The sequence below is a fragment of the Burkholderia sp. Bp9143 genome (genome assembly GCF_003853645.1).
In the GTDB taxonomy this organism is placed as follows: domain Bacteria; phylum Pseudomonadota; class Gammaproteobacteria; order Burkholderiales; family Burkholderiaceae; genus Burkholderia.
The window spans coordinates 106,433-125,210 of the sequence record NZ_QTPO01000012.1; the positions used below are offsets into that span (position 1 = coordinate 106,433).

The 18,778-nt window shown below is 67.5% G+C and carries 18 protein-coding genes and 1 tRNA gene; 8 read left to right on the plus strand and 11 right to left on the minus strand.

Going from position 1 to position 18,778, the window contains the following annotated elements:
- Positions 1-91: 91 nt before the first annotated feature.
- The 4 genes from DIE23_RS11695 to ompR form a co-directional block, all read right to left on the minus strand.
- Positions 92-619 (minus strand): carboxymuconolactone decarboxylase family protein, encoded by a 528-nt coding sequence (locus DIE23_RS11695; protein WP_006752031.1) that lies wholly within the window; start codon positions 617-619, stop codon positions 92-94.
- Positions 620-695: 76 nt separating this feature from the next.
- On the minus strand, positions 696-1,244 hold the full coding sequence (locus tag DIE23_RS11700; RefSeq protein WP_124612263.1) for a peroxiredoxin: 549 nt from the start codon (positions 1,242-1,244) through the stop codon (positions 696-698).
- Positions 1,245-1,433: 189 nt separating this feature from the next.
- Positions 1,434-2,795 (minus strand): ATP-binding protein, encoded by a 1,362-nt coding sequence (locus tag DIE23_RS11705; RefSeq protein WP_124612264.1) that lies wholly within the window; start codon positions 2,793-2,795, stop codon positions 1,434-1,436.
- Between the two features lie 40 nt (positions 2,796-2,835).
- A complete protein-coding gene (gene ompR, locus DIE23_RS11710; protein ID WP_004192636.1) occupies positions 2,836-3,570 on the minus strand; it encodes a two-component system response regulator OmpR in 735 nt (244 codons plus the stop codon).
- Positions 3,571-3,828: 258 nt separating this feature from the next.
- Between ompR and DIE23_RS11720 the strand changes: the two genes are divergently transcribed.
- The 3 genes from DIE23_RS11720 to DIE23_RS11730 all read left to right on the plus strand — a co-directional run bounded on the left by DIE23_RS11720 (position 3,829) and on the right by DIE23_RS11730 (position 7,012).
- Complete coding sequence (locus tag DIE23_RS11720) at positions 3,829-4,107, plus strand: hypothetical protein (protein ID WP_124612265.1); 279 nt, start codon at positions 3,829-3,831, stop codon at positions 4,105-4,107.
- 120 nt (positions 4,108-4,227) lie between these two features.
- Positions 4,228-5,724 carry a DUF1800 family protein gene (locus DIE23_RS11725; RefSeq protein ID WP_124612266.1) on the plus strand — a complete coding sequence of 499 codons (1,497 nt, stop codon included), beginning with the start codon at positions 4,228-4,230 and terminating at the stop codon, positions 5,722-5,724.
- Between the two features lie 67 nt (positions 5,725-5,791).
- Entirely contained in the window at positions 5,792-7,012 is a 1,221-nt protein-coding gene (locus DIE23_RS11730) for a DUF1501 domain-containing protein (RefSeq protein ID WP_124612267.1), read from the plus strand.
- A gap of 24 nt (positions 7,013-7,036) precedes the next feature.
- Here the strand turns inward: DIE23_RS11730 and hpnD are convergent, their stop codons facing one another.
- On the minus strand, positions 7,037-7,870 hold the full coding sequence (gene hpnD / locus DIE23_RS11735; protein ID WP_124612268.1) for a presqualene diphosphate synthase HpnD: 834 nt from the start codon (positions 7,868-7,870) through the stop codon (positions 7,037-7,039).
- A 236-nt stretch (positions 7,871-8,106) separates the two neighbouring features.
- On the opposite strand from hpnD, the gene DIE23_RS11740 reads away from it, so the two are divergent.
- Positions 8,107-8,193, plus strand: a tRNA-Leu gene (locus tag DIE23_RS11740).
- A 189-nt stretch (positions 8,194-8,382) separates the two neighbouring features.
- Positions 8,383-8,676 (plus strand): hypothetical protein, encoded by a 294-nt coding sequence (locus DIE23_RS11745; protein WP_124612269.1) that lies wholly within the window; start codon positions 8,383-8,385, stop codon positions 8,674-8,676.
- 98 nt (positions 8,677-8,774) lie between these two features.
- On the opposite strand, the gene DIE23_RS11750 is transcribed toward DIE23_RS11745, so the two are convergent.
- The 4 genes from DIE23_RS11750 to DIE23_RS11765 all read right to left on the minus strand — a co-directional run bounded on the left by DIE23_RS11750 (position 8,775) and on the right by DIE23_RS11765 (position 12,519).
- Positions 8,775-9,005, minus strand: a complete 231-nt coding sequence (locus DIE23_RS11750) for a hypothetical protein (protein WP_124612270.1) — start codon at positions 9,003-9,005, stop codon at positions 8,775-8,777.
- 98 nt (positions 9,006-9,103) lie between these two features.
- The gene (locus DIE23_RS11755; RefSeq protein WP_124612271.1) at positions 9,104-10,213 is read right to left on the minus strand and encodes a class II histone deacetylase; all 1,110 of its coding nucleotides are present in this window, start codon (positions 10,211-10,213) and stop codon (positions 9,104-9,106) included.
- A gap of 16 nt (positions 10,214-10,229) precedes the next feature.
- A complete protein-coding gene (locus DIE23_RS11760) occupies positions 10,230-11,450 on the minus strand; it encodes an MFS transporter (protein WP_124612272.1) in 1,221 nt (406 codons plus the stop codon).
- Between the two features lie 22 nt (positions 11,451-11,472).
- Positions 11,473-12,519 carry a porin gene (locus DIE23_RS11765; RefSeq protein WP_124612273.1) on the minus strand — a complete coding sequence of 349 codons (1,047 nt, stop codon included), beginning with the start codon at positions 12,517-12,519 and terminating at the stop codon, positions 11,473-11,475.
- A gap of 302 nt (positions 12,520-12,821) precedes the next feature.
- Here DIE23_RS11765 and DIE23_RS11770 point away from each other — a divergent pair, with 302 nt between their 5' ends.
- Complete coding sequence (locus tag DIE23_RS11770; protein WP_124612274.1) at positions 12,822-13,967, plus strand: helix-turn-helix transcriptional regulator; 1,146 nt, start codon at positions 12,822-12,824, stop codon at positions 13,965-13,967.
- 101 nt (positions 13,968-14,068) lie between these two features.
- Positions 14,069-15,067 (plus strand): 2-dehydropantoate 2-reductase, encoded by a 999-nt coding sequence (locus DIE23_RS11775; RefSeq protein ID WP_124612275.1) that lies wholly within the window; start codon positions 14,069-14,071, stop codon positions 15,065-15,067.
- A gap of 260 nt (positions 15,068-15,327) precedes the next feature.
- Here DIE23_RS11775 and DIE23_RS11780 read toward each other — a convergent pair whose 3' ends face one another.
- On the minus strand, positions 15,328-15,777 hold the full coding sequence (locus tag DIE23_RS11780) for a MarR family winged helix-turn-helix transcriptional regulator (protein WP_124612276.1): 450 nt from the start codon (positions 15,775-15,777) through the stop codon (positions 15,328-15,330).
- Positions 15,778-15,839: 62 nt separating this feature from the next.
- A complete protein-coding gene (locus DIE23_RS11785; RefSeq protein ID WP_124612277.1) occupies positions 15,840-16,985 on the minus strand; it encodes a glycerate kinase in 1,146 nt (381 codons plus the stop codon).
- A gap of 386 nt (positions 16,986-17,371) precedes the next feature.
- Here DIE23_RS11785 and tig point away from each other — a divergent pair, with 386 nt between their 5' ends.
- On the plus strand, positions 17,372-18,718 hold the full coding sequence (gene tig, locus DIE23_RS11790) for a trigger factor (RefSeq protein WP_124612278.1): 1,347 nt from the start codon (positions 17,372-17,374) through the stop codon (positions 18,716-18,718).
- The last annotated feature ends 60 nt before the right edge of the window (positions 18,719-18,778 follow it).

Consider the following 18,778-nt stretch of genomic DNA (forward strand, 5'->3'; position numbering starts at 1 on the left):
GAAAAATGCCACGCGCTTGCGTGGCATTTTCGTTTTGCGGTCCGATGCGGCGCGCATGGCCGCCGTACCGTGCTGCCGCTTGCGCGACCGCTTATTCGCCTTCGGCGGCGATCACCTGCGCGGCGGCGTTGATCACCGACGCGATGCGGCCGACGTCGCGCAGCTGCGTCGTCGTCATCCCTTGCTCGTTCTTCAGCAGCGCATAGTGCGACTTCACGCAGAAGTGGCACTTGCCGACGATCGACGCGGCGAGCGCGTACATCTCGAACCTGCGCTTGTCGACGCCGCCGTGCGACGCATACGCGCCCATCCGCAGCTCGGCGCGCTGCGTCTTCAGGTCGGCGTCGTCGGCCATCTCGACATACGGATACCAGGTGTTGTTCATCCCCATCAGCGCGGCCGCCGTCAGCACGGCGTTCGTCTCTTCGGGCGACAGCACGCCGGCTTCGCGGATCGTCTTCACGAGTACCGTGCTCTTCGCCGCGACCGCCGCCGCCAGCGCGACGCCGACCGCATCGTTGCCTTCGAGCGACGAGCGCGAGATCGTGCCGTCGAGGTTCAGGCGAATGTCCTTCGCGTAGTCGGGGATACGCGCCTTAATCGAGTCGATGAATTCCATTGATATCTCCTATGGGTTGGCCGTTAAAAAAGCCCGCAGGCAGGACGTGCGCCGCGGGCTTCGTGCATCGATGCGCTTACAGCGTTGCGCCGCCGACGCTGCGGTTGCACGGGCACAGTTCGTCCGTTTGCAGGCCGTCCAGAATGCGCAGGATTTCGTCCGTGTTACGGCCGACGTTCAGGTTGTTGATCGAGACGTGCTGGATCGTGTTGTCCGGATCGACGATGAACGTCGCGCGCAGGGCCACGCCGGCTTCCTTGTCGCGCACGCCGAGCTGGTCGATCAGCTCGCCCTTGACGTCGCCGAACGAGTAGTGGTTCAGCTTGTTCAGGTCCTTGTGCTCACGGCGCCATGCGAGCTTCACGAATTCGTTGTCCGAGCTGCCGCCGAGCAGGATGGCGTCGCGCTCTTCGAACTGCTTCGTCAGCTTCGCGAACTCGACGATTTCCGTCGGGCACACGAACGTAAAATCCTTCGGATAGAAGTAGATGATCTTCCACTTGCCCGGGAACGATGCTTCGGTGACGGTCTCGAATGCCGACTGGCCGTTTTCCTCGTGATTGTTGAAGCCCGGCTTCGCGGCTACGACGGTGAATGCTTCGAGTTTATCGCCCACGGTTTTCATGCGGATACTCCTGTATGAGTTGGGAAGAAGACTGAGTCAAGCTACCTCGGTGCTGCAACGGTGATGTGACAGCATGGGCAAGACTGTAACACTATTAGCGGGGCGCTTCAATAGTTTTTGACTAACTATTCCCATAGTTTTTTCCAACCGCGCCGATAGTGTGACGTGCAGGAAGCGCGCACGAACGCGTCACGCCGTCGCACGCGCCTTGCCGGCGCCGGGAAATTCGAGCGTGACTTCGAGGCCCGCATCGGGACTGCGGTTGCGCAGGCGCAGCGCGCCGCGATAGCGGCCGACGAGGCGCAGCACGATCGCCATGCCGAGCCCGGTGCCGTCCGCCTTGGTGCGCGCCGTGTCGACGCGGTAGAACGGCCGCATCACGAGCGGCAGCTGGTCCTCGGGGATGCCGGGGCCCTCGTCGCTCACCGACAGCTCGACGCGCGCGTGCGTCACGCGCGTCTCGAGCGTGATGCGCGACACGCCGTCGTCGCGGCTCTGGCCGTATTTGCGCGCGTTCTCGACGAGGTTGCCGATCACGCGGCGCATGTCGGTCTCGTCGGCTTCGATCACGGCGGTCGGCGCGAGCCGCGTGCGGATCTCGACGCCGTCCTCGCCCGACACACGCGCGGCGACTTCCTGCGCGATCGACGACAGGTCGACTGGCTCCGGCTTGCGCTGGGTCGGACGCGCATAGTCGATGAAGGCCGCGATGATGCGGTCCATCTGCTCGATGTCGTCGACCATCGCGTCCTTGGTCGCCTGGTCGGACGGGCTCATCTCGGTCTCGAGCCGCAGCCGCGCGAGCGGCGTGCGCAGGTCGTGCGAGATGCCCGCGAGCATCAGCGCGCGATCGGCCTCGAGCTGTTCGAGGTCGCGCACCATCTGGTTGAAGCTGCGGTTGGTGTCGGCCGCGACGCCCATCCCGCGCTCGGGCAGCGGATCGGGCGCCTGGCCCGAACCGACTTGGCGTGCGGCGAGCGCGAGCCGCGAGAATGGCCGGTTCACGAGGCTCGTGATGAACGCGGAGCCGAACAGCGACAGCGCGAGCGCGAACAGGCCCCAGCCGGCCCACTGCAGGCCCGTGACGCTGTCGAGCTGGTCGCGGTCGAGCGCGACCCAGTAGTCGTCGTCGTCGATCTTGAAGCTGATCCACACGCCCGGGATGTCGTTGACCGACTGCGCGATCACGGTATCGTCGCCGAGACGGCTGCGGATGTCGTGTTCGATCAGGCGGTTCAGCGATTCGTCGGGCTGCAGCTTGAACTTGTCGGTTTTTTCGCGCGGGTACACGCGCACGCCCTCGTTGCTCTCGAGATCCTGCAGCAGCGCGCGCCGCAAATCGGGATCGGAATAGAGCAGGGCGGTGCGGGTGAGCTTCACGATCGCGACGAGCTGGAGCGCGACGCGTTGCGCGCGCGGCTCGCGCTCGATCACGCGAAAGCTCTGGAACCACGCGGCGAGACTGACCGAGATCAGCAGCGCGATCAGCAGGAAGGTGCGCCAGAACAGCCCGCCGAACGCGAGCTGCAGGAGGCGCCGGTCGATACGCATGGGACGGGCCGTGGACGGGCGAAACCGGAAAGGAAAAAGATCAGGCGGCGCCGTCCGGGATGAACACGTAGCCGAGGCCCCAGACGGTCTGGATGAAGCGCGGGCTGCCCGGATCCGGTTCGATCAGCTTGCGCAGGCGCGAGATCTGCACGTCGAGGCTGCGGTCGAACACTTCGTATTCACGGCCGCGCGCGAGCTCCATCAGCTTTTCGCGCGACAGCGGCTGGCGCGGATGGCGGGCGAACACCTTCAGCACGGAGAATTCGCCGGTCGTCAGCGGAATCTCCTGGCCCGACTTCGTCAGCGTGCGCGTCGCGAGGTTCAGCGAGAACTCGCCGAACTCGAACACCTCGGTGGTTTCCGACGGCGCACCCGGCAGTTCGGCCGGCGCCTGGCGGCGCAGCACCGCGTGAATGCGCGCGACGAGTTCGCGCGGGTTGAACGGCTTCGGCAGGTAGTCGTCGGCGCCCATCTCGAGGCCGACGATGCGGTCGACGTCCTCGCCCTTCGCGGTGAGCATGATGATCGGCGTGCGATCGTTGCTGCCGCGCAGGCGGCGGCAGATCGACAGGCCGTCCTCGCCCGGCAGCATCAGGTCGAGCACGAGCAGGTCGAAGCGCTCGCGCACCCAGAGCTTGTTCATCGCGGTCGCGTTCTCCGCGACGTATACGTTGAAACCCTGCTCGCCGAGATAGCGGCGCAGCAGATCGCGCAGGCGCGGGTCGTCGTCGACGACGAGAATCTTGGAGGGGTTTTTCGTTTCCATGAGCGGCATCTTATCGCGAATGGGAAATCACGCACGGTCGCGTAATTTCGCGCGTTACAGTCCGTTACAAAATTTACCCGTAGTGTCGCGCGGAGTAAAGGCAGGCTATAGAGATTCCTTTACTCGAAGCCGAAATTCGGTAGATACTCCCCTGCACTCCATCTTTCATCTTTGTACACCCGAATTCCGCAGGGTTTTTCAAGTACCAGAGGTAACCGGTTGCCGCGTGACGAAGGGAACAAATCGACCAAAGAAGCGAGGACGGTCATGCGATCTGCCCGGATTGCACTGATGCTGACGATCGCACTTGCCGGTCCATATGCGTCGAACTTCGCGTATGCGCAGCGCCCCGAGCAGGGCGCCCCGTCGCGCAAGCTGCAGCGCGGCAAAGCGCCGCCGTCCGACCGCGCCTCCGACATGGCGGTCCGTTCCGCCGTGCCTCCCGATCTCGAACAGCACCGTCGCGACGGGCACATGACGCCCGAGGAGCGCCACCTGCTGCGCCAGCATATCGAGGACGCCGTTCGCGAGCTGTACAAGCGCTGACACGCACGTGCTTTCGCACGCCGCGGAAAGATTCCGTAGCAATTTTTCCGTCAACTTTCGGATGCGTGCTGCCGTTGAACCGGCATCCGCACCGCCGGTGCGTTCCGGGAGCCCACGACAATGAAAGCGAACGCTGCCGCCGCGGCATCGCCTGTGATGCAGGCGCCGCTCGACGCCGACGATGCGCTGTTCTTCCTGAGCCGTACCGGCTTTTCTCCCGCACCGGCCGAGGTTGCCCGCATCGTCGGGATGACGCGCGCGCAAGTCGTGGCCGAAACACTCGGCAACGTGCGCCGCGACCCCGCGACGACCTGGCCCGACTGGCTTGCCGAGTTGCCGCCGACCCGCGCACAGCGACAGGCGCTGACGCCCGACATGCGGCGCGACGAGCAGCGCGAACGCAATCGCCGCTACGATGCGTTGCGCGCGGCGTGGCTCAACGAGATGGTCGTGACGCCGTCGCCGCTCACCGAGCGCATGACGCTGTTCTGGCACGGGCACTTCACGTCCGGCCAGGACAAGGTCCCGTATCCGCAGACGATGGCCGCGCAGCATGCGCTGTTGCGCCGCGAGGCGCTCGGCAACTTCGGCACGCTGCTGCATGCGGTCGCGAAGGATCCGGCGATGCTCCAGTATCTCGACGGCGCGAGCAACCGCAAGGGCCGCCCGAACGAGAATTTCGCGCGGGAGGTGATGGAGCTGTTCACGCTCGGCGAAGGACATTACACGCAGCACGACGTGACCGAGGCCGCGCGCGCGATGACCGGCTGGAGCGTCGATCCCGATACGCTGCGCTTCGTGGTGCGGTCCGAATGGCACGATGCGGGCGACAAGACGATACTCGGCGAGACCGGCGCGTTCGACGGTGACGGGTTTCTCGACATCCTGTTGAAGCGGCCCGATACCGCACGCTTCATCGCCGGCAAGCTGTGGCGCGAGTTCGTCTCCGATACGCCCGACGCCGGCGCGCTCGATGTCGTGGCCGAGCGGTTTCGCGCCAGCGGCTACGACATACGCGCGGCGCTCTCCGCGCTATGGTCGACCGATGCATTCTGGGATCCGCGCAATCGCGGCGTGCTCGTGAAGTCGCCGGCCGAGTTCGTCGTCGGGTCGGTGCGGCTGTTCGATGTCGCGTACGGCGATCCGCAGATGCTCGCGAACACCGTGCGCACGCTCGGGCAGAACCTGTTCTATCCGCCCAACGTGAAGGGCTGGCCGGGCGGCGCGATGTGGATCAACAGCACCACGCTGCTTGCGCGCAAGCAGTTCGTCGAGCAGTTGTTCCGCGCGACCGAGACGGCCGGCATGCGGCCGCCCGCGCATGCGATGGCGGCGCCGTCGCAGAATGCGCGTGCGATGCCGGTTGCGGACGCCGCGTCGGTTGCCGGTGTGCACGGTGCGCCGGTCAAGGCCATGCGCGGCGGCCTGCGATTCGACCTCGAACGCTGGCTTGCGCAGTATCGTGCGCGGCCGCAGGCGATCGCCGGATTGTCGACCGAGCTCCAACTGCAGCACGCGGTGCTGCCGGTGTCGCCGGTCGCGGCGATCGATACGGACTCGACCGGCAGCGCGTATCTCGAGGCGCTGCTGATGGATCCGGCCTATCAACTGAAATGACTGAAACGACGACGAACAGGCGCGCTGCCGCGGTGGCCATACCGCACGGCGACCCGAAGGATGCACGATGAACCGACGTGATTTTCTGACGCTGACGGGCGCCGCGGCCGCGGCGGGCGTGTCGTTGTGGCAGCCGCCCGCGCAGGCGGCATCGTTGGCCGCGGCGGGGCGGCAGCCGGCGGCCGGCTATGCGAACGTGCTGATCCTCGTCGAGTTGAAGGGCGGTAACGACGGCCTCAACACGGTGGTGCCGTATGCGGATCCGCTCTACTACCAGTTCCGCCGCGGCATCGGCATCAAGCGCGACCAGGTGCTGCAGCTCGATGCGCAGACCGGGCTGCACCCGTCGCTCGCGCCGTTGATGCCGCTGTGGCGCGACGGACAGGTCGCGATCGTGCAGGGCGTCGGTTATCCGCAGCCGAACCTGTCGCATTTCCGCTCGATCGAGATCTGGGATACCGCGTCGCGCTCGGATCAGTACCTGCACGAAGGCTGGCTCACGCGCACGTTCGCGCAGGCGCCGGTGCCGCCCGGCTTCGCGGCGGACGGCGTCGTGCTCGGCAGTGCGGAGATGGGGCCGCTCGCGAACGGCGCGCGCGCGATCGCGCTCGTCAATCCCGCGCAGTTCATCCGCGCGGCGCGATTGGCCGAACCGTCGTCGCTGCGCGAACGGAACCCGGCGCTCGCGCACATCATCGACGTCGAGAACGACATCGTGAAGGCGGCCGACCGGTTGCGCCCGCGCGGCGGGATGCGCGAGTTCAGGACGGCCTTTCCGTCCGGTACGTTCGGTACGTCGGTGAAGACCGCGATGCAGGTGCTCGCGGCATGCGAGGCGTCGGGGGCCGGTGCGCAGGACGGCGTCGCGGTGCTCCGGCTCACGCTCAACGGTTTCGATACGCACCAGAACCAGCCGGGGCAGCAGGCTGCGTTGCTCAAGCAGTTCGCGGAAGGGATGAGTGCGATGCGCGGCGCGCTGGTCGAGCTCGGGCGCTGGAACCAGACGCTCGTGATGACGTATGCGGAATTCGGGCGGCGCGTGCGCGAGAACCAGAGCAACGGCACCGATCACGGTACCGCCGCGCCGCATTTCGTGATGGGCGGCCGCGTGGCCGGCGGGCTGTACGGCGCGCCGCCGGCACTCGGGCGTCTCGACGGCAACGGCAACCTGCCGGTCGCGGTCGATTTCCGCCAGCTCTATGCGACCGTGCTCGGGCCGTGGTGGGGGCTCGATGCGACGCACGTGCTGCAGCAGCGCTTCGACACGCTGCCGCTGCTGAGGGTGTGACGTGGTCGTGCGCGACGGGGCGGATCAGCGGCGGCGTGCGGCGCGCCACGCGATCCACAGCTTGCGGATCGGCGTCAGCGCGATGCGCTGGTGCAGCACCTGGTAGCCGTCGCGTTCGATTTCGTCGAGCAGTGCGCCGGCCAGTGCAATCTGCGCACGCAGCGTGCGCTGCGCGCGGCGTTCGGAAGCGGGGATCGCGGCGTCGGCGGCGGCGAGCGCTTCGCGCGCGCGGGCCGTCTGAAACTGCAGCAGCTCGGTGAAGGCCGGGCTGTAGCGGCGATTCAGCAGGTCGGCCGCGGTCACGTTGTAGCGTTGCAGTTCGTCGATCGGCAAATAGATGCGTCCATGGCGCGCGTCGTTGCCGAGTTCCTGCACGAATTGCGCAAGCATCAGCGCGTGGCCGGCATCTGCTGCCCACGGTTGCGGTTCGGCCGGATTCGCGGCGCTTGCGCGCGCGACCAGCGACGCGAAGGTGCCGCCGACCTGCGCGATGTAGCGCTGCAGGTTCGCGAAATCCAGGTAACGCGCCTGTTCGAGATCCATCCCGTAACCGTTGACGAGCGTGCGCAGCGCGTCGGTTTCGGCCCCGATCGCCGGGTGATGCTGCGCGAGCGCCTTCGTGACCGGGTGCGACGGTTCGCCGGCGGCGAGCGCCGCGAGTTCCTTGTGCCACCACGCGAGCTTCGTGTGTCCGACGGTCGGATCGCTGGTTTCCTTGACGGTTTCCTCGAGTTCGCGGCGCAGCGCGAACAGGGCCATCAGGCGCGGTTCGGCGGCGAGCGGCGCTTGGCGCAGCGCGTAGTAGACGCTGGAGCCCGCGGGGGCGGCCTTTTGCTGACAGTAGTCGTCGAAGTTCACGGGTGGGATCGTGGCGGAGGCGGGTTCGGGGACGCGCGCCGGCGCGTGGCCGGCACGTCGAGCGCGGCATTCTAGCACCGCTGTCCGACGGACGCCGGCGGGGCGAGACAATGCTGCGCAGATCGGGTAGAATCTCGCGCTCGCCTGATCGGGCGTGCTGGTTTTCGAGCCGGCATGACGTCCCGGGCGCGTGGAGAACGCATCTTGCGTGCCGCGCGGTCAGGCGACGGAAATGCGCGTGAGTGGCGAAATTGGTAGACGCACCAGGTTTAGGTCCTGACGCCCGCAAGGGTGTGCCGGTTCGAGTCCGGCCTCACGCACCACGAAGTCGAACGTGCCCCGCCAAGGGCCGTTCCCGAAAAAGCGCTGCCGGTCGGCTGACCGGCAGCGCTTTTTTGTTGATGACGGCTTTTCGCCGATACGCGGCGGCCGTCGAGCGCGCGGACATTCGGATCGCGTGTAATATCTTCATTACAATTCCTACACGCAGCGCGTTTTGCCGAGGACCGTCCATGAAGAAGAACATCGCACACACATCGATTGCAGTACTCACGCTCGCGCTGGCCGTACCGGCATCCGCCACGACGGCCGCCGACAACGTCGCGTGGAGCGCCAAGCCCGTACCGATGGACGCAGTCTCCCCGGCGTGCTCGGCCTATTCGGGCCGACCGATCCCGAGCGGAGTGTCGCTGACGGGCGATACCGTCCTGAAATCGGTCGGCACGGCGCTGCTCGGTTCCGCGCTCGGTTTTGCCAGCGGGTATCAGGGTACCGTCCCCAACCCGTGCAGGCATGCCGGCCTGTAAGCGGCCGGGAGCGAACCGCACATCTCGCTACCGCACAGATGATGGACAGAAAGCGCCGCGCGTCGAACGACCGCGGCGCTTTGTCGTTCGGAGCGTGCCTAATCCCAGAAACTCCGTACCGTGACCGCCACGATCACCGGTACCGAAAACACCAGCGGAATCGCGAAATACTGCGCTTCGCGATCGACGATCCAGCTATAGATCAACCACGCCACGCCGATCGCGAACGTGATGAGGCCGACCAGCACCGCGGCGATATTCAGCGCGAGCTTCGAAGGCTGGCGGCGCGCTTTGTCGTTGGTGTCGGGATCGCGCGGAGACGATTTCATCTGAAGAGGGGGCCCGGGCCTGGCAGGTGTAAAAGCACAGGAAACCCCATCCGCACCGATCGCGCAAGGGTCGGCCCCGTATCGTTGGTGAGCGTGCGTTACAACCCGAACGACACGGCCAGTTCGTCGAGCAGCTCGCGCTGGAACGTGACGAACCGCTCGCCCGGCTGCTGTGCGATCGCGAGGTCGAGCATCGGATCGGCGACATCGGTGCGGATGCCGGCCAGTTCCTCGACGATCGCGAGTCCGCAGAACGGCACGTACGCCTCCGAATAGCCGCCCTCGTGCACGATCACGAGCCGTCCGCCGCAGTGGCGCCGTGCCGCCTCCTTCACCGCGCGCGTCATGTACCGGTAACTGTCGGTATGCAACTGCATGCGCGCGAGCGGATCGACTGCGCTCGCGTCGAGGCCGCTCGCGACGACGATCAGCTCCGGCCGGAACCGCTCCAGCGCCGGTAGCACGATGCGCTCGAACGCATGGCGATACGCGTCGTCACCGCTGCCCGCGAGCAGCGGCACGTTCAGGTTCGCGCCGACGCCCGCGCCCTCGCCGCGATCGCCGCCGCCGCTGTAGCCGGGCGGGAAGCAGCGGTCCTGGTGCAGCGAGATCGTCAGCGTGTCCGGATCGTCGTAGTAGATCGACTGCGTGCCGTTGCCGTGATGCACGTCCCAATCGATCACCGCGACGCGGTCGATGCCATGCTTCGCGCGCGCGGCCTCGATCGCGATCGGGATGTTCGCGAGCAGGCAGAAGCCCATCGGGCGATCGCGCAGGCAGTGATGGCCGGGCGGTCGCGACAGCGAGAACGCGTTGGCCGCGCGCTCGGCGACAACCGCATCGACGGCCGCGATCGCAAGGCCCGCGGACAGCGCGGCGATCTCGTAGCTACCCTTGCCGAACGGCGCGAGATCGCCGAGGTCGCCGCCGTTCGCATTGCTGAGCGCGCGGAACGCGTCGAGATAGCTAGCCGGATGAATGCGCAGCAGATCGCCGGTGGTGGCCGGCGCGGCGCCGCGCATGTCGACGTGGTCGGCCAGGCCCGACGCCTGCAAGAGCGACAGGAAGCGGCGCTTCGAATCGGGCGATTCCGCGTAGCCGGCGCTCGACGGCGGCTGAACCCAGCCGCCGACCGGAAAGAACAGCGCGTGCGTGCCGCCGGTGTGCCAGAAAGTGCGTTCGTCGGTGTAGAAGGCAGTGCGATTCATGGATGTGCTTGACCTGTCACGGTTGGGAGGAAATGGAAGCCACGGAAATCCGCGCGCGGCGATCGATATGACGCAGCGCGGTGAACGACGCGATCGCGGCGGCGGTGGCGGCCGCGAACAGCACGTGCATCGTGCCGCCGGCATCGAGCAACAGTCCGGCCAGCAGCGGGCCGGCCGCGAGCCCCGCACCGATCACGAAATTGAGCGTCGCGACGAGGCGCCCGGACGTATCGATCTGCGCGACGGTCGCGAGAATGAACGGCAGTACGAACGTCCACGCGAACTTGAACGCGAAGATCGCGGCACTGTAGCCGCGCGCATGCGGCAGCGCGGCGAGTGCGACGAGCGACGCCGCGAGCAGCGCGTAACCGGTGGCCAGCATCGCGCGCCGCGCAAGCCGGCCGCCCGCGCACGATGCGAGTGCCGCGCCGGCAATCCCCATCACGCTCGCGATCGCGAGCACGTTGCCGGTCGACTGCGCATCGAGTCCGGCCGCCGCCGCCGCGCGGCTCGCGAACGTCCACACGCTGCCGATCGCGAGATAGAACGTCAGCACCGCACCGATCGCGAGCGCGACGAAGCGCCTTGACGCGTCCCCCGCGGCGCGGCGCGCGGCCTGCGCCGATGCGGTCCGTACGCCGAGCGTTGCCGGAAAGCCGCGCGACAGCGGCGCGGCAAGCAGCGCGAGCGCGGCCAGCGCGACATACAGCGCGCGCAGCCCGAATGCGGCGAACACATGCGGCAGCACGAACAGGCCGATCGCGCCGGCGATCAACTGGCCGGCGACCCAAAGCCCGTACACGCGATCGCTGTTCTCGCTCGTGGCCGCGCTGGTCATGCAGAGCACCATCAGCGAGCCGCCGCCGAGCGCGGTGACGGCACGCAGCGCGAGCAGCGTGACGAAGCCGGGCATCCACCACGCGGTCAGGAGATTGCACGCGCCGAACAGCACGATCGCGCAGGCGGCGACGCGGCGCGCATCGACGCGGCCGAGCCACAGGTACGACGGCACGGTCGCGAGGCTGAACGCGCCGAGTTCGACGAAGAAGTAGGTGCCGATCTGCGACGCGGACAGCCCGAGCTGCGTCGCGAGCTGACCGGCGACGGCCGGTGCGACGAGCAGCAGCAGCGGCGTGATGGCCGCGAACACGACGAGTGCGACGAGCGTCGAGCGCGCGAAAGGCGACGCGCGACCGTCGGATGGCGGCGCGGCATCGGAGGAGCAAAGGGTTTTCATCGCGGGAGCTCGCTGGACGGAATCAGAACAGGTGGTACATGCCGACCATCGCGCCGAACTGCGATGCGCCGGCGAGCGGCGTCGGGTCGTATTCGTAGACGGTTTGTGAGCTCTGGCCGCTGTTGCGCGCATAGCCGATGTTCACGTAGGCGACGGTGCGTTTCGACAGCGCGTAGGTGGTGCTCGCGATGAACAGCGTCGGGTGGCCGATCGCAGGCGCGTGCGAATCGGTGTGGTAGACGCCCACGTTCAGCCCGATTCCGCCCGACGTCAGATAACGCGCGCCGCCCCAGACGATCGTGCGCGCCGCATCGAGGTCGCCGGTCAGTCGTTCGACGCCCGCGTAGACGGTGAGCGGCAGCGTTGCGAACGCATAACGCGCGGCGAGCGTGCCGAGCGCGCGGCGGCGCGCGGACGCGTCGTCCGCTGCCGACACGTCGCCGTGCGCCTGATGCAGCACCGCGCTGACCGACAGCCCGTTGCTCGTGTACTGGCCACCGAGTTCGAGCACGCGCCCGGCGCGCGTGTTGCCCGCGACGCCGGCCGTCGCGGCGAGGGCCTCGACATCGAAGCCGGCGAACGTCGGCGACTGGTACTTGATCGCGTGATCGATGAAGTTCGCGTCCATCGGTACGAGCACGCCCTGGCCGCTGTACGACGCATACCACAGCGGGTCGTAGAACAGCGTCTTGTCGAACAGCACGCTGAACTGCCGGCCGAGCGTGACGGTGCCGACGGGCCCCGCGATGCCGACGTACGCGCCGCGGAAGAACGCGTAGCCCGGGACGGTCGCGGTGCCGTCGTTGACGTTGAGGCCCTGTTCGAGCTTGAACAGCGCGCGCCAGCCGCCGCCGAGATCCTCGGTGCCCTTCAACCCGACCTGCGACGGCAGGATTCCGTAGTTCTGCAACCGGACGGCCGCGTGCCGTCCGTCGGCATGCGTCAGGTACTGCACGCCGGCGTCGAGCGCGCCGTACAGCGTGAGGGTCGATTGCGCGTGCGCGGCGAGGCTGCACGCGGCGAGCGCCGTGGCCGCCGTGGTCGTGCGGATGAAGCGAGGTGTCATCACGAGGGGTTCTCCATACCGTCCTGCATCGTTTGTCGTTGCTGTTGTCGCGACGCAGTGTCCGCAGCGGGAAAACCGGCGAACAGTCGTGCAGATGAACGGTATGGAAAACCCGCGGTGTCCGGCATGGGCGTGCCGCGACGCCGCGGGGCGGCGTGCTGCGCGGCAGCAACGGGCGGTGGACCGTTCAAATGGATGGGGTTGTCGCGTGTTCCGGCAGCGGAGCCCGCCAAAAATGCCGGTCGCTATAATCGGCCGGTCTGCGCTGCGCGCATCAGCGGCCCGATCGGGCAGGGGAGCGAAAGGTGAGGATCACGACGGATATCGGGCATGATCTCGACGCGCTGCGCGACGTGCCGGCCGCGATCGTGCTCGACGAATCCGCCTGGCCGCCGGTGCCGTCCCGCCGCGCCGATTTCGACGGCGTGACGCGCGGCGACGCGGCGCGGCGCGAACTCGGCCTGATGCTGCTCGATCTGTACGCGGTCGCCGCGCAGTCGTGCATCGGCGAATTCGAATGCCGTTTCTTTTCGCTGCTGCAGGGGCTCATCCCGTTCGACGCCGCGTGGACCGGCGTCGCGACGCACGTGCCGACCGGTCCCGTAATGCACAACAGTTTCCTGTACCGTCTTCCGCACTTGTTCTTCAGCGACTGGAAGCGCGTGCGCGACTGCGATCCGCTCGCGCAGCGCACGCTGCTCGGCGCGCGCGGTCGCGCGGTGCGGTTGTCGGTCGTCGAGCCCGGGTTCGACGCGCGGTTTCGCGACTGGTGCGTGAAGTACGGGCTGGCGCAACTGATGTGCGTGTGCACGCTCGATCGCCGCTTCGGGCTGACGACGTTCATGTCGATCTACCGTCAGGGCCTGAACCGTCCGTTCAGCGACGACGACGCGAGCCGCTTCGAGGAAGTGATCCCGCATCTGGCGGCCGCGCTGACGATCAATCGCGCGGCACAGCTCACGCGTGAGCGCGGCGACGCGGTTGTGCCGGCGGCGCGCGCGCTGTGCGACAACTTCGGCGTGCTGCATCACGCCGATCAGGGCTTCGACGACGTGCTGCGGACCGAATGGCCGGCGTGGACGGGCCCGCGCGTGCCGGAGCCGCTGGTCGCGCATGTGCGGCGCCAGTCGAGCCAGCCGTTCATCGGCGACGCGTTGCGCATCCAGTGCGTGCCCGTCGCGGGACTGTTCCAGATCGAGGCGCGGCCGCGCTCGCTGCTCGATCGGCTGAGCCCGCGCGAGCTGGCGGCGATTCGCTATTACGGTGCCGGCCGTTCGCACAAGGAGGTCGCGCAGCAGATGGCGATTTCGCCGACGACCGTGCGTCACTATTTGCGCTGCGCGTACCGCAAGCTGGGCATGCACGACAAGAGCCAGATCGCCGGCGTGCTCGGCGCGACGGGCGGTCCGACCGACGACGAGCCGATGGAGGCGGGCGTCGCGCAACGCTGAATCGCGCGTACGAACACGGGCGCGCAGGTTCTTGTGTAAATGGTTGTATCCGCAACCATTGAGCGTTATGCTCGTCAGCTCCCGGTAGACGGAATTCCATCATGAACGACACGAATTCAGGGTCGGTGCGCGCGGCGGTGGTCGGTGTGGGCGCGATCGGCGGGTTGCTCGCGGCCGCGCTGTCGCGGGCCGGCACGACGGTGAGCGCATTCGCGCGCGGTGCGACGCTCGATGCACTGAACGCGCAAGGCATACGCGTGATCGACGAGGCGGGCACCGTGTCGTCGGTCCCGGTGCGCGCGAGCGACGACGCGGCCGCGCTCGGCGTGCAGGACTACGTGGTGATCGCGCTGAAGGCGCAGGCGTTGCCCGCGCTGGCCGCGCGCATCGCGCCGCTGGTTGGACCGGGCACGGTGATCGTCGCCGCGATGAACGGACTGCCGTGGTGGTTCACGCACGGGCTCGCGGGCCCGCTCGACGGCGTGCCGCTGGACGCGGTCGACCCGGCGGGCGCGGTCTCGGCGGCGCTGCCGCCCGCGCAGGCGATCGGCTGTGTCGTGCACCTGTCGTCGAGCACCGACGCGCCGGGTATCGTGCGCCGCGGCCGCGGCAACCGCCTGATCATCGGCTCGCCCGATCATCGGCTCGACGCGCCGACCGCGCGGTTCGCGGCGGCGCTCGCCGCGGGCGGCTTCGACGTCGAGTCGACGCCGGCGATTCGCACCGAGATCTGGGCAAAGCTGTGGGGCAACATGAACATGAATCCGTTGAGCGCGCTGACGGGTTCGACCGCCGAGCAACTGCTCGACGATCCGTTCACGCAGGATCTCGCGTTGCGGATGATGGAGGAGGCGACCGCGATCGGCGCGAAGCTCGGTCTCGATACGGGGATGAGCGGGCCGGAACGGATTGCCGTGACGCGCAAACTCGGCGCGTTCAAGACGTCGATGCTGCAGGATTTCGAGGCTGGGCGACCGCTGGAAATCGGGCCGATCCTCGGCGTGTTTCCGGAACTGGGACGCAAGCTCGACGTGCCGACGCCGTATTGCGACGCGGTGTTGGGGTTGCTGCGTCAGCGCGCGGCGAACAGCGGGCTATAGCGAAGGGGGGGCGCTGCGGCGATGGCGGGGCGGGCGCGCAGAAGGGTGAAAAAGCGGCGGGCAGTCGTCCGGTACCCCGGCAAGGGAAGCCGGGCCGCCGCCCGTGCACTTGCGCGACTCGGGCGGCCCGCAGGATTCATCTGAATAAAGCGTCGGGCGCTCGGTCGCGCCTGAAATACGTGTGAAGCCGCCGCAACGATTCCCGCGTATGCCACGCCTTCGCGATACAGGTGCGGCACCGATTACGCCCGCTGCACGACTCAGTCGTCGCGTTCGACCGCGTTCGCGACCACCTTGTCGAGCAGCCGCTCGAACGTCTGGCGCTCGCTGTCGGACAGGCACGCGAGCAAGCCTTCATTCCACTTGCGCACGATCGGCATGATCTTGCGATGCAGCGCGCGGCCGTCGGCGGTCAGCGCGATCAGCACGATCCGGCCGTCCTCCTCGCTCGCGCTGCGCTCGAGCAGCCCCTGGCGCAGCAGCGCTTCCGCCGCGCGGCTCGCCTGGCTCTTGTCGAGGTTGGTGTGGCGCGCCAGATCCATGATCGAAAACGGACCGAAGGCGCCGACGGCGGCGATCACGCGCGCCTCGGGCAGCGAGATGTCCAGCTTGTGCCGGTACATCTCGGTAATCCCGCGGTCGGATCGCTTCGTGAGCGCATGGAGGCGATAGGTCAGAAACTGATCGAGCCCGGCTTGACGGCCTTTCATGTCGAATCCTGAAGAAAAAGGGCGGGCCCGATTGTTCCTGTATCGCGCGCTCGGGTCAACGGTCAGTGTGCGCCGTACTTCAGCCGTGTCAACTGTTCGGCTTCGTTCGCGAGCAGGTTCGCCGCATCGCGGATCGCGACGTCGAGCGTGATCGGGCCGGGCGCGGGCGAGAAGCAGCCGGAAAAGTGTTCGGACAGGCGCGGCAGCGCGGCCGGGTCGACCGCGCCCGACAGCAGCGACGCGGGCACACGCGCTGCCCGCGCATGACGGCAGGCGATGAACGGCGCCTTGCCATGCAGCGTCTGCACGTCGGAGCGGCCTTCGCCGGTGATCAGCCAGTCGGCGCCGGCGAGTGCCGCATCGAGCCCGACCTGCCGCGCGACGACTTCCGCGCCGGCTTCGAACTGCGCGCCCAGCATGTGCAGCGCGAATCCGAGACCGCCGGCGGCGCCGGCGCCGGCCAGGTCGCGACCATGCCGATCGAGCGCAGCCTCGAGCAGGTCGGCGAAATGGCCGAGCGCTGCGTCGAGGGTCGCAACCTGCTCGGGTGTCACACCCTTTTGCGGCCCGAACACCGCGGTCGCGCCGTGCGTACCGGTCAACGGGTTGTCGACGTCGGACATGCCGATGAATTCCGCTTCCTTCAGGCGCGGGTCGAGCCCCGACGCGTCAATCCGCGCGATGTCGGCGAGCCGCGCCGGGACGGGTTCGACCGGCTGGCCGGCCGCGTCGAAGCATTGCAGGCCGAGGCCCGCGAGCAACCCCGCACCCGCGTCGTTGGTGCTGCTGCCGCCGAGCGCGACGAAGAAGCGGCGGACACCCTCGTCGAGCAGCGTGCGGATCGCTTCGCCCATCCCGCGCGTGCTGCGCGCGTCGACCGGCACGCTCATGCCGACCGCGTCGGTAATGCCGACGATCTCGGCCGTTTCGACGATCGCGGTGCGCGCGTCGATCACGCCGGCCGCCGCATCGCGTGCCGCGAGCGACGCGCCGGCCACCCGCAGCACGCGCCGCGTGCCGCCGCCTGCCAGCATCGCATCGAGCGTGCCTTCGCCGCCGTCGGCCATCGGGCAGCAGCGCACGACCGCATCGGGCCGGGCGCGGCGGATGCCGGTGGCGATCGCGTTCGCGACCTGCTCGGCGGAAAGCGAGCCTTTGAACGAATCGGGCGCGATGACGACGACAGGCGCGGACGGGTGTTGCGGCATGGTGTCTCCGGAAGGCGTGATTGGTGTGAATAATGGCGGCCGCGACCGCGGCGCACCTTCAATCGGAGCTTACAGGATGGCGGGCCGGCGGTGGATACGGCGTTCGGCATAGCGGCGATCCGCGCGCATCGTCGTGCACGGGAGCGTGCGGCACCGCGGGCGCGCATGGTTGTCGCGCCGATCTGGCGGTATGAGGAAAATTGTTTGCTAGAATAGTCGATTCTTCCGGCCAAAGCCGTGCTCCGAGCCGCTTGCGCTAGCCATCCGGCGCGTGCAGGGATGGCGTGGCGCTCCGGCGCGGCGTGTGCAGGTGATGCCCTCACGCCGCAGGCAGGCACGGCAAGGAAAACCCGATTCGCTCGAATAATTTTAGGACGATTGAAGCCATGGCTAACGTTGTTGAGAACCTCGGCAAGCTTGAACGCCGCGTGACGATTTCCCTGCCGAAAGACACCGTGCAGAAGGAAATCGACGCCCGTATCCAGAAACTCGCGAAGAACGTTCGCATGCCGGGTTTCCGCCCGGGCAAGGTGCCGCTGAAGATGGTTGCCCAGCAGTACGCGGGTCAGGTCGAGGCGGAAGTGCTGAGCGACAAGATCGGCCAGGAGTTCTTCACGATCAGCCGCGCGGAAAACCTGCGCGTCGCTGGCCAGCCGAGCTTCGAGCCGAAGCAGGAGCAGGTTGAAGACGCGTACGCGTTCGACGCGACGTTCGAGGTCTACCCGGAAGTGAAGATCGGCGATCTGGCGGCGGCTGAAGTCGAGCGCTCGACGACGTCGATCGGCGACGCCGAAATCGACCGCACGCTCGACATCCTGCGCAAGCAGCGCGTGCACTTCCACGCTCGCGGCGAAGCCGGCGAGCACGGCGACGGCGGCGCGGACACCGCAGCGAAGAACGGCGACCGCGTGACGGTCGACTTCGTCGGCAAGATCGACGACGTCGCGTTCCAGGGCGGCACGGCCGAAGACTTCCCGTTCGTGCTCGGCGAAGGCCGCATGCTGCCGGAATTCGAAACGGCGGCGCTCGGCCTGAAGGCTGGCGAACAGCGTACGTTCGACCTGAAGTTCCCGGACGACTACCACGGCAAGGACGTGGCGGGCAAGACGGCGCAATTCACGGTCACGATGAAGAAGATCGAGTGGCCGCACCTGCCGGAAATCGACGGCGAATTCGCGAAGTCGCTCGGCATCGAAGACGGCGACCTGACGAAGATGCGCGGCGAGATCAAGGAAAACCTCGAGCGCGAAGCGAAGCGTCGCACGCAAGCCATCGTCAAGAACCAGGTGATGGACGCGCTGCTGAAGATTTCCGAACTCGACGTGCCGAAGGCGCTGATCGAGCAGGACCAGCAACGCCTCGTCGAAATGGCTCGCCAGGATCTGGCGCAGCGCGGCGTGCCGAACGCGAAGGACGCACCGATCCCGGCCGAGATGTTCGCCGAGCAGGCAGAGCGTCGCGTGAAGCTGGGCCTCGTGCTGGCCGAGCTCGTGAAGTCGAACAGCCTCGAAGCGAAGCCGGAACAGATCCGCGCGGAAGTCGACGAGTTCGCGAAGAGCTACGAAGACCCGAAGGAAGTGGTCCGCTGGTATTATTCCAACCAGCAGCGCCTCGCCGAGATGGAAGCGTTCGTCGTTGAAAGCAACGTCGTCGACTTCGTGCTGGGCAAGGCAAAGGTGACGGACAAGGAAGTGAGCTTCGAGGCACTCGCGAGCGCATCGGCGCAAGCGTAAGTGTCGCTCTAGCGGCGTGCCGGCTGTCGGAGCGACGGCCCGCACGCCGTTTTTACGTCA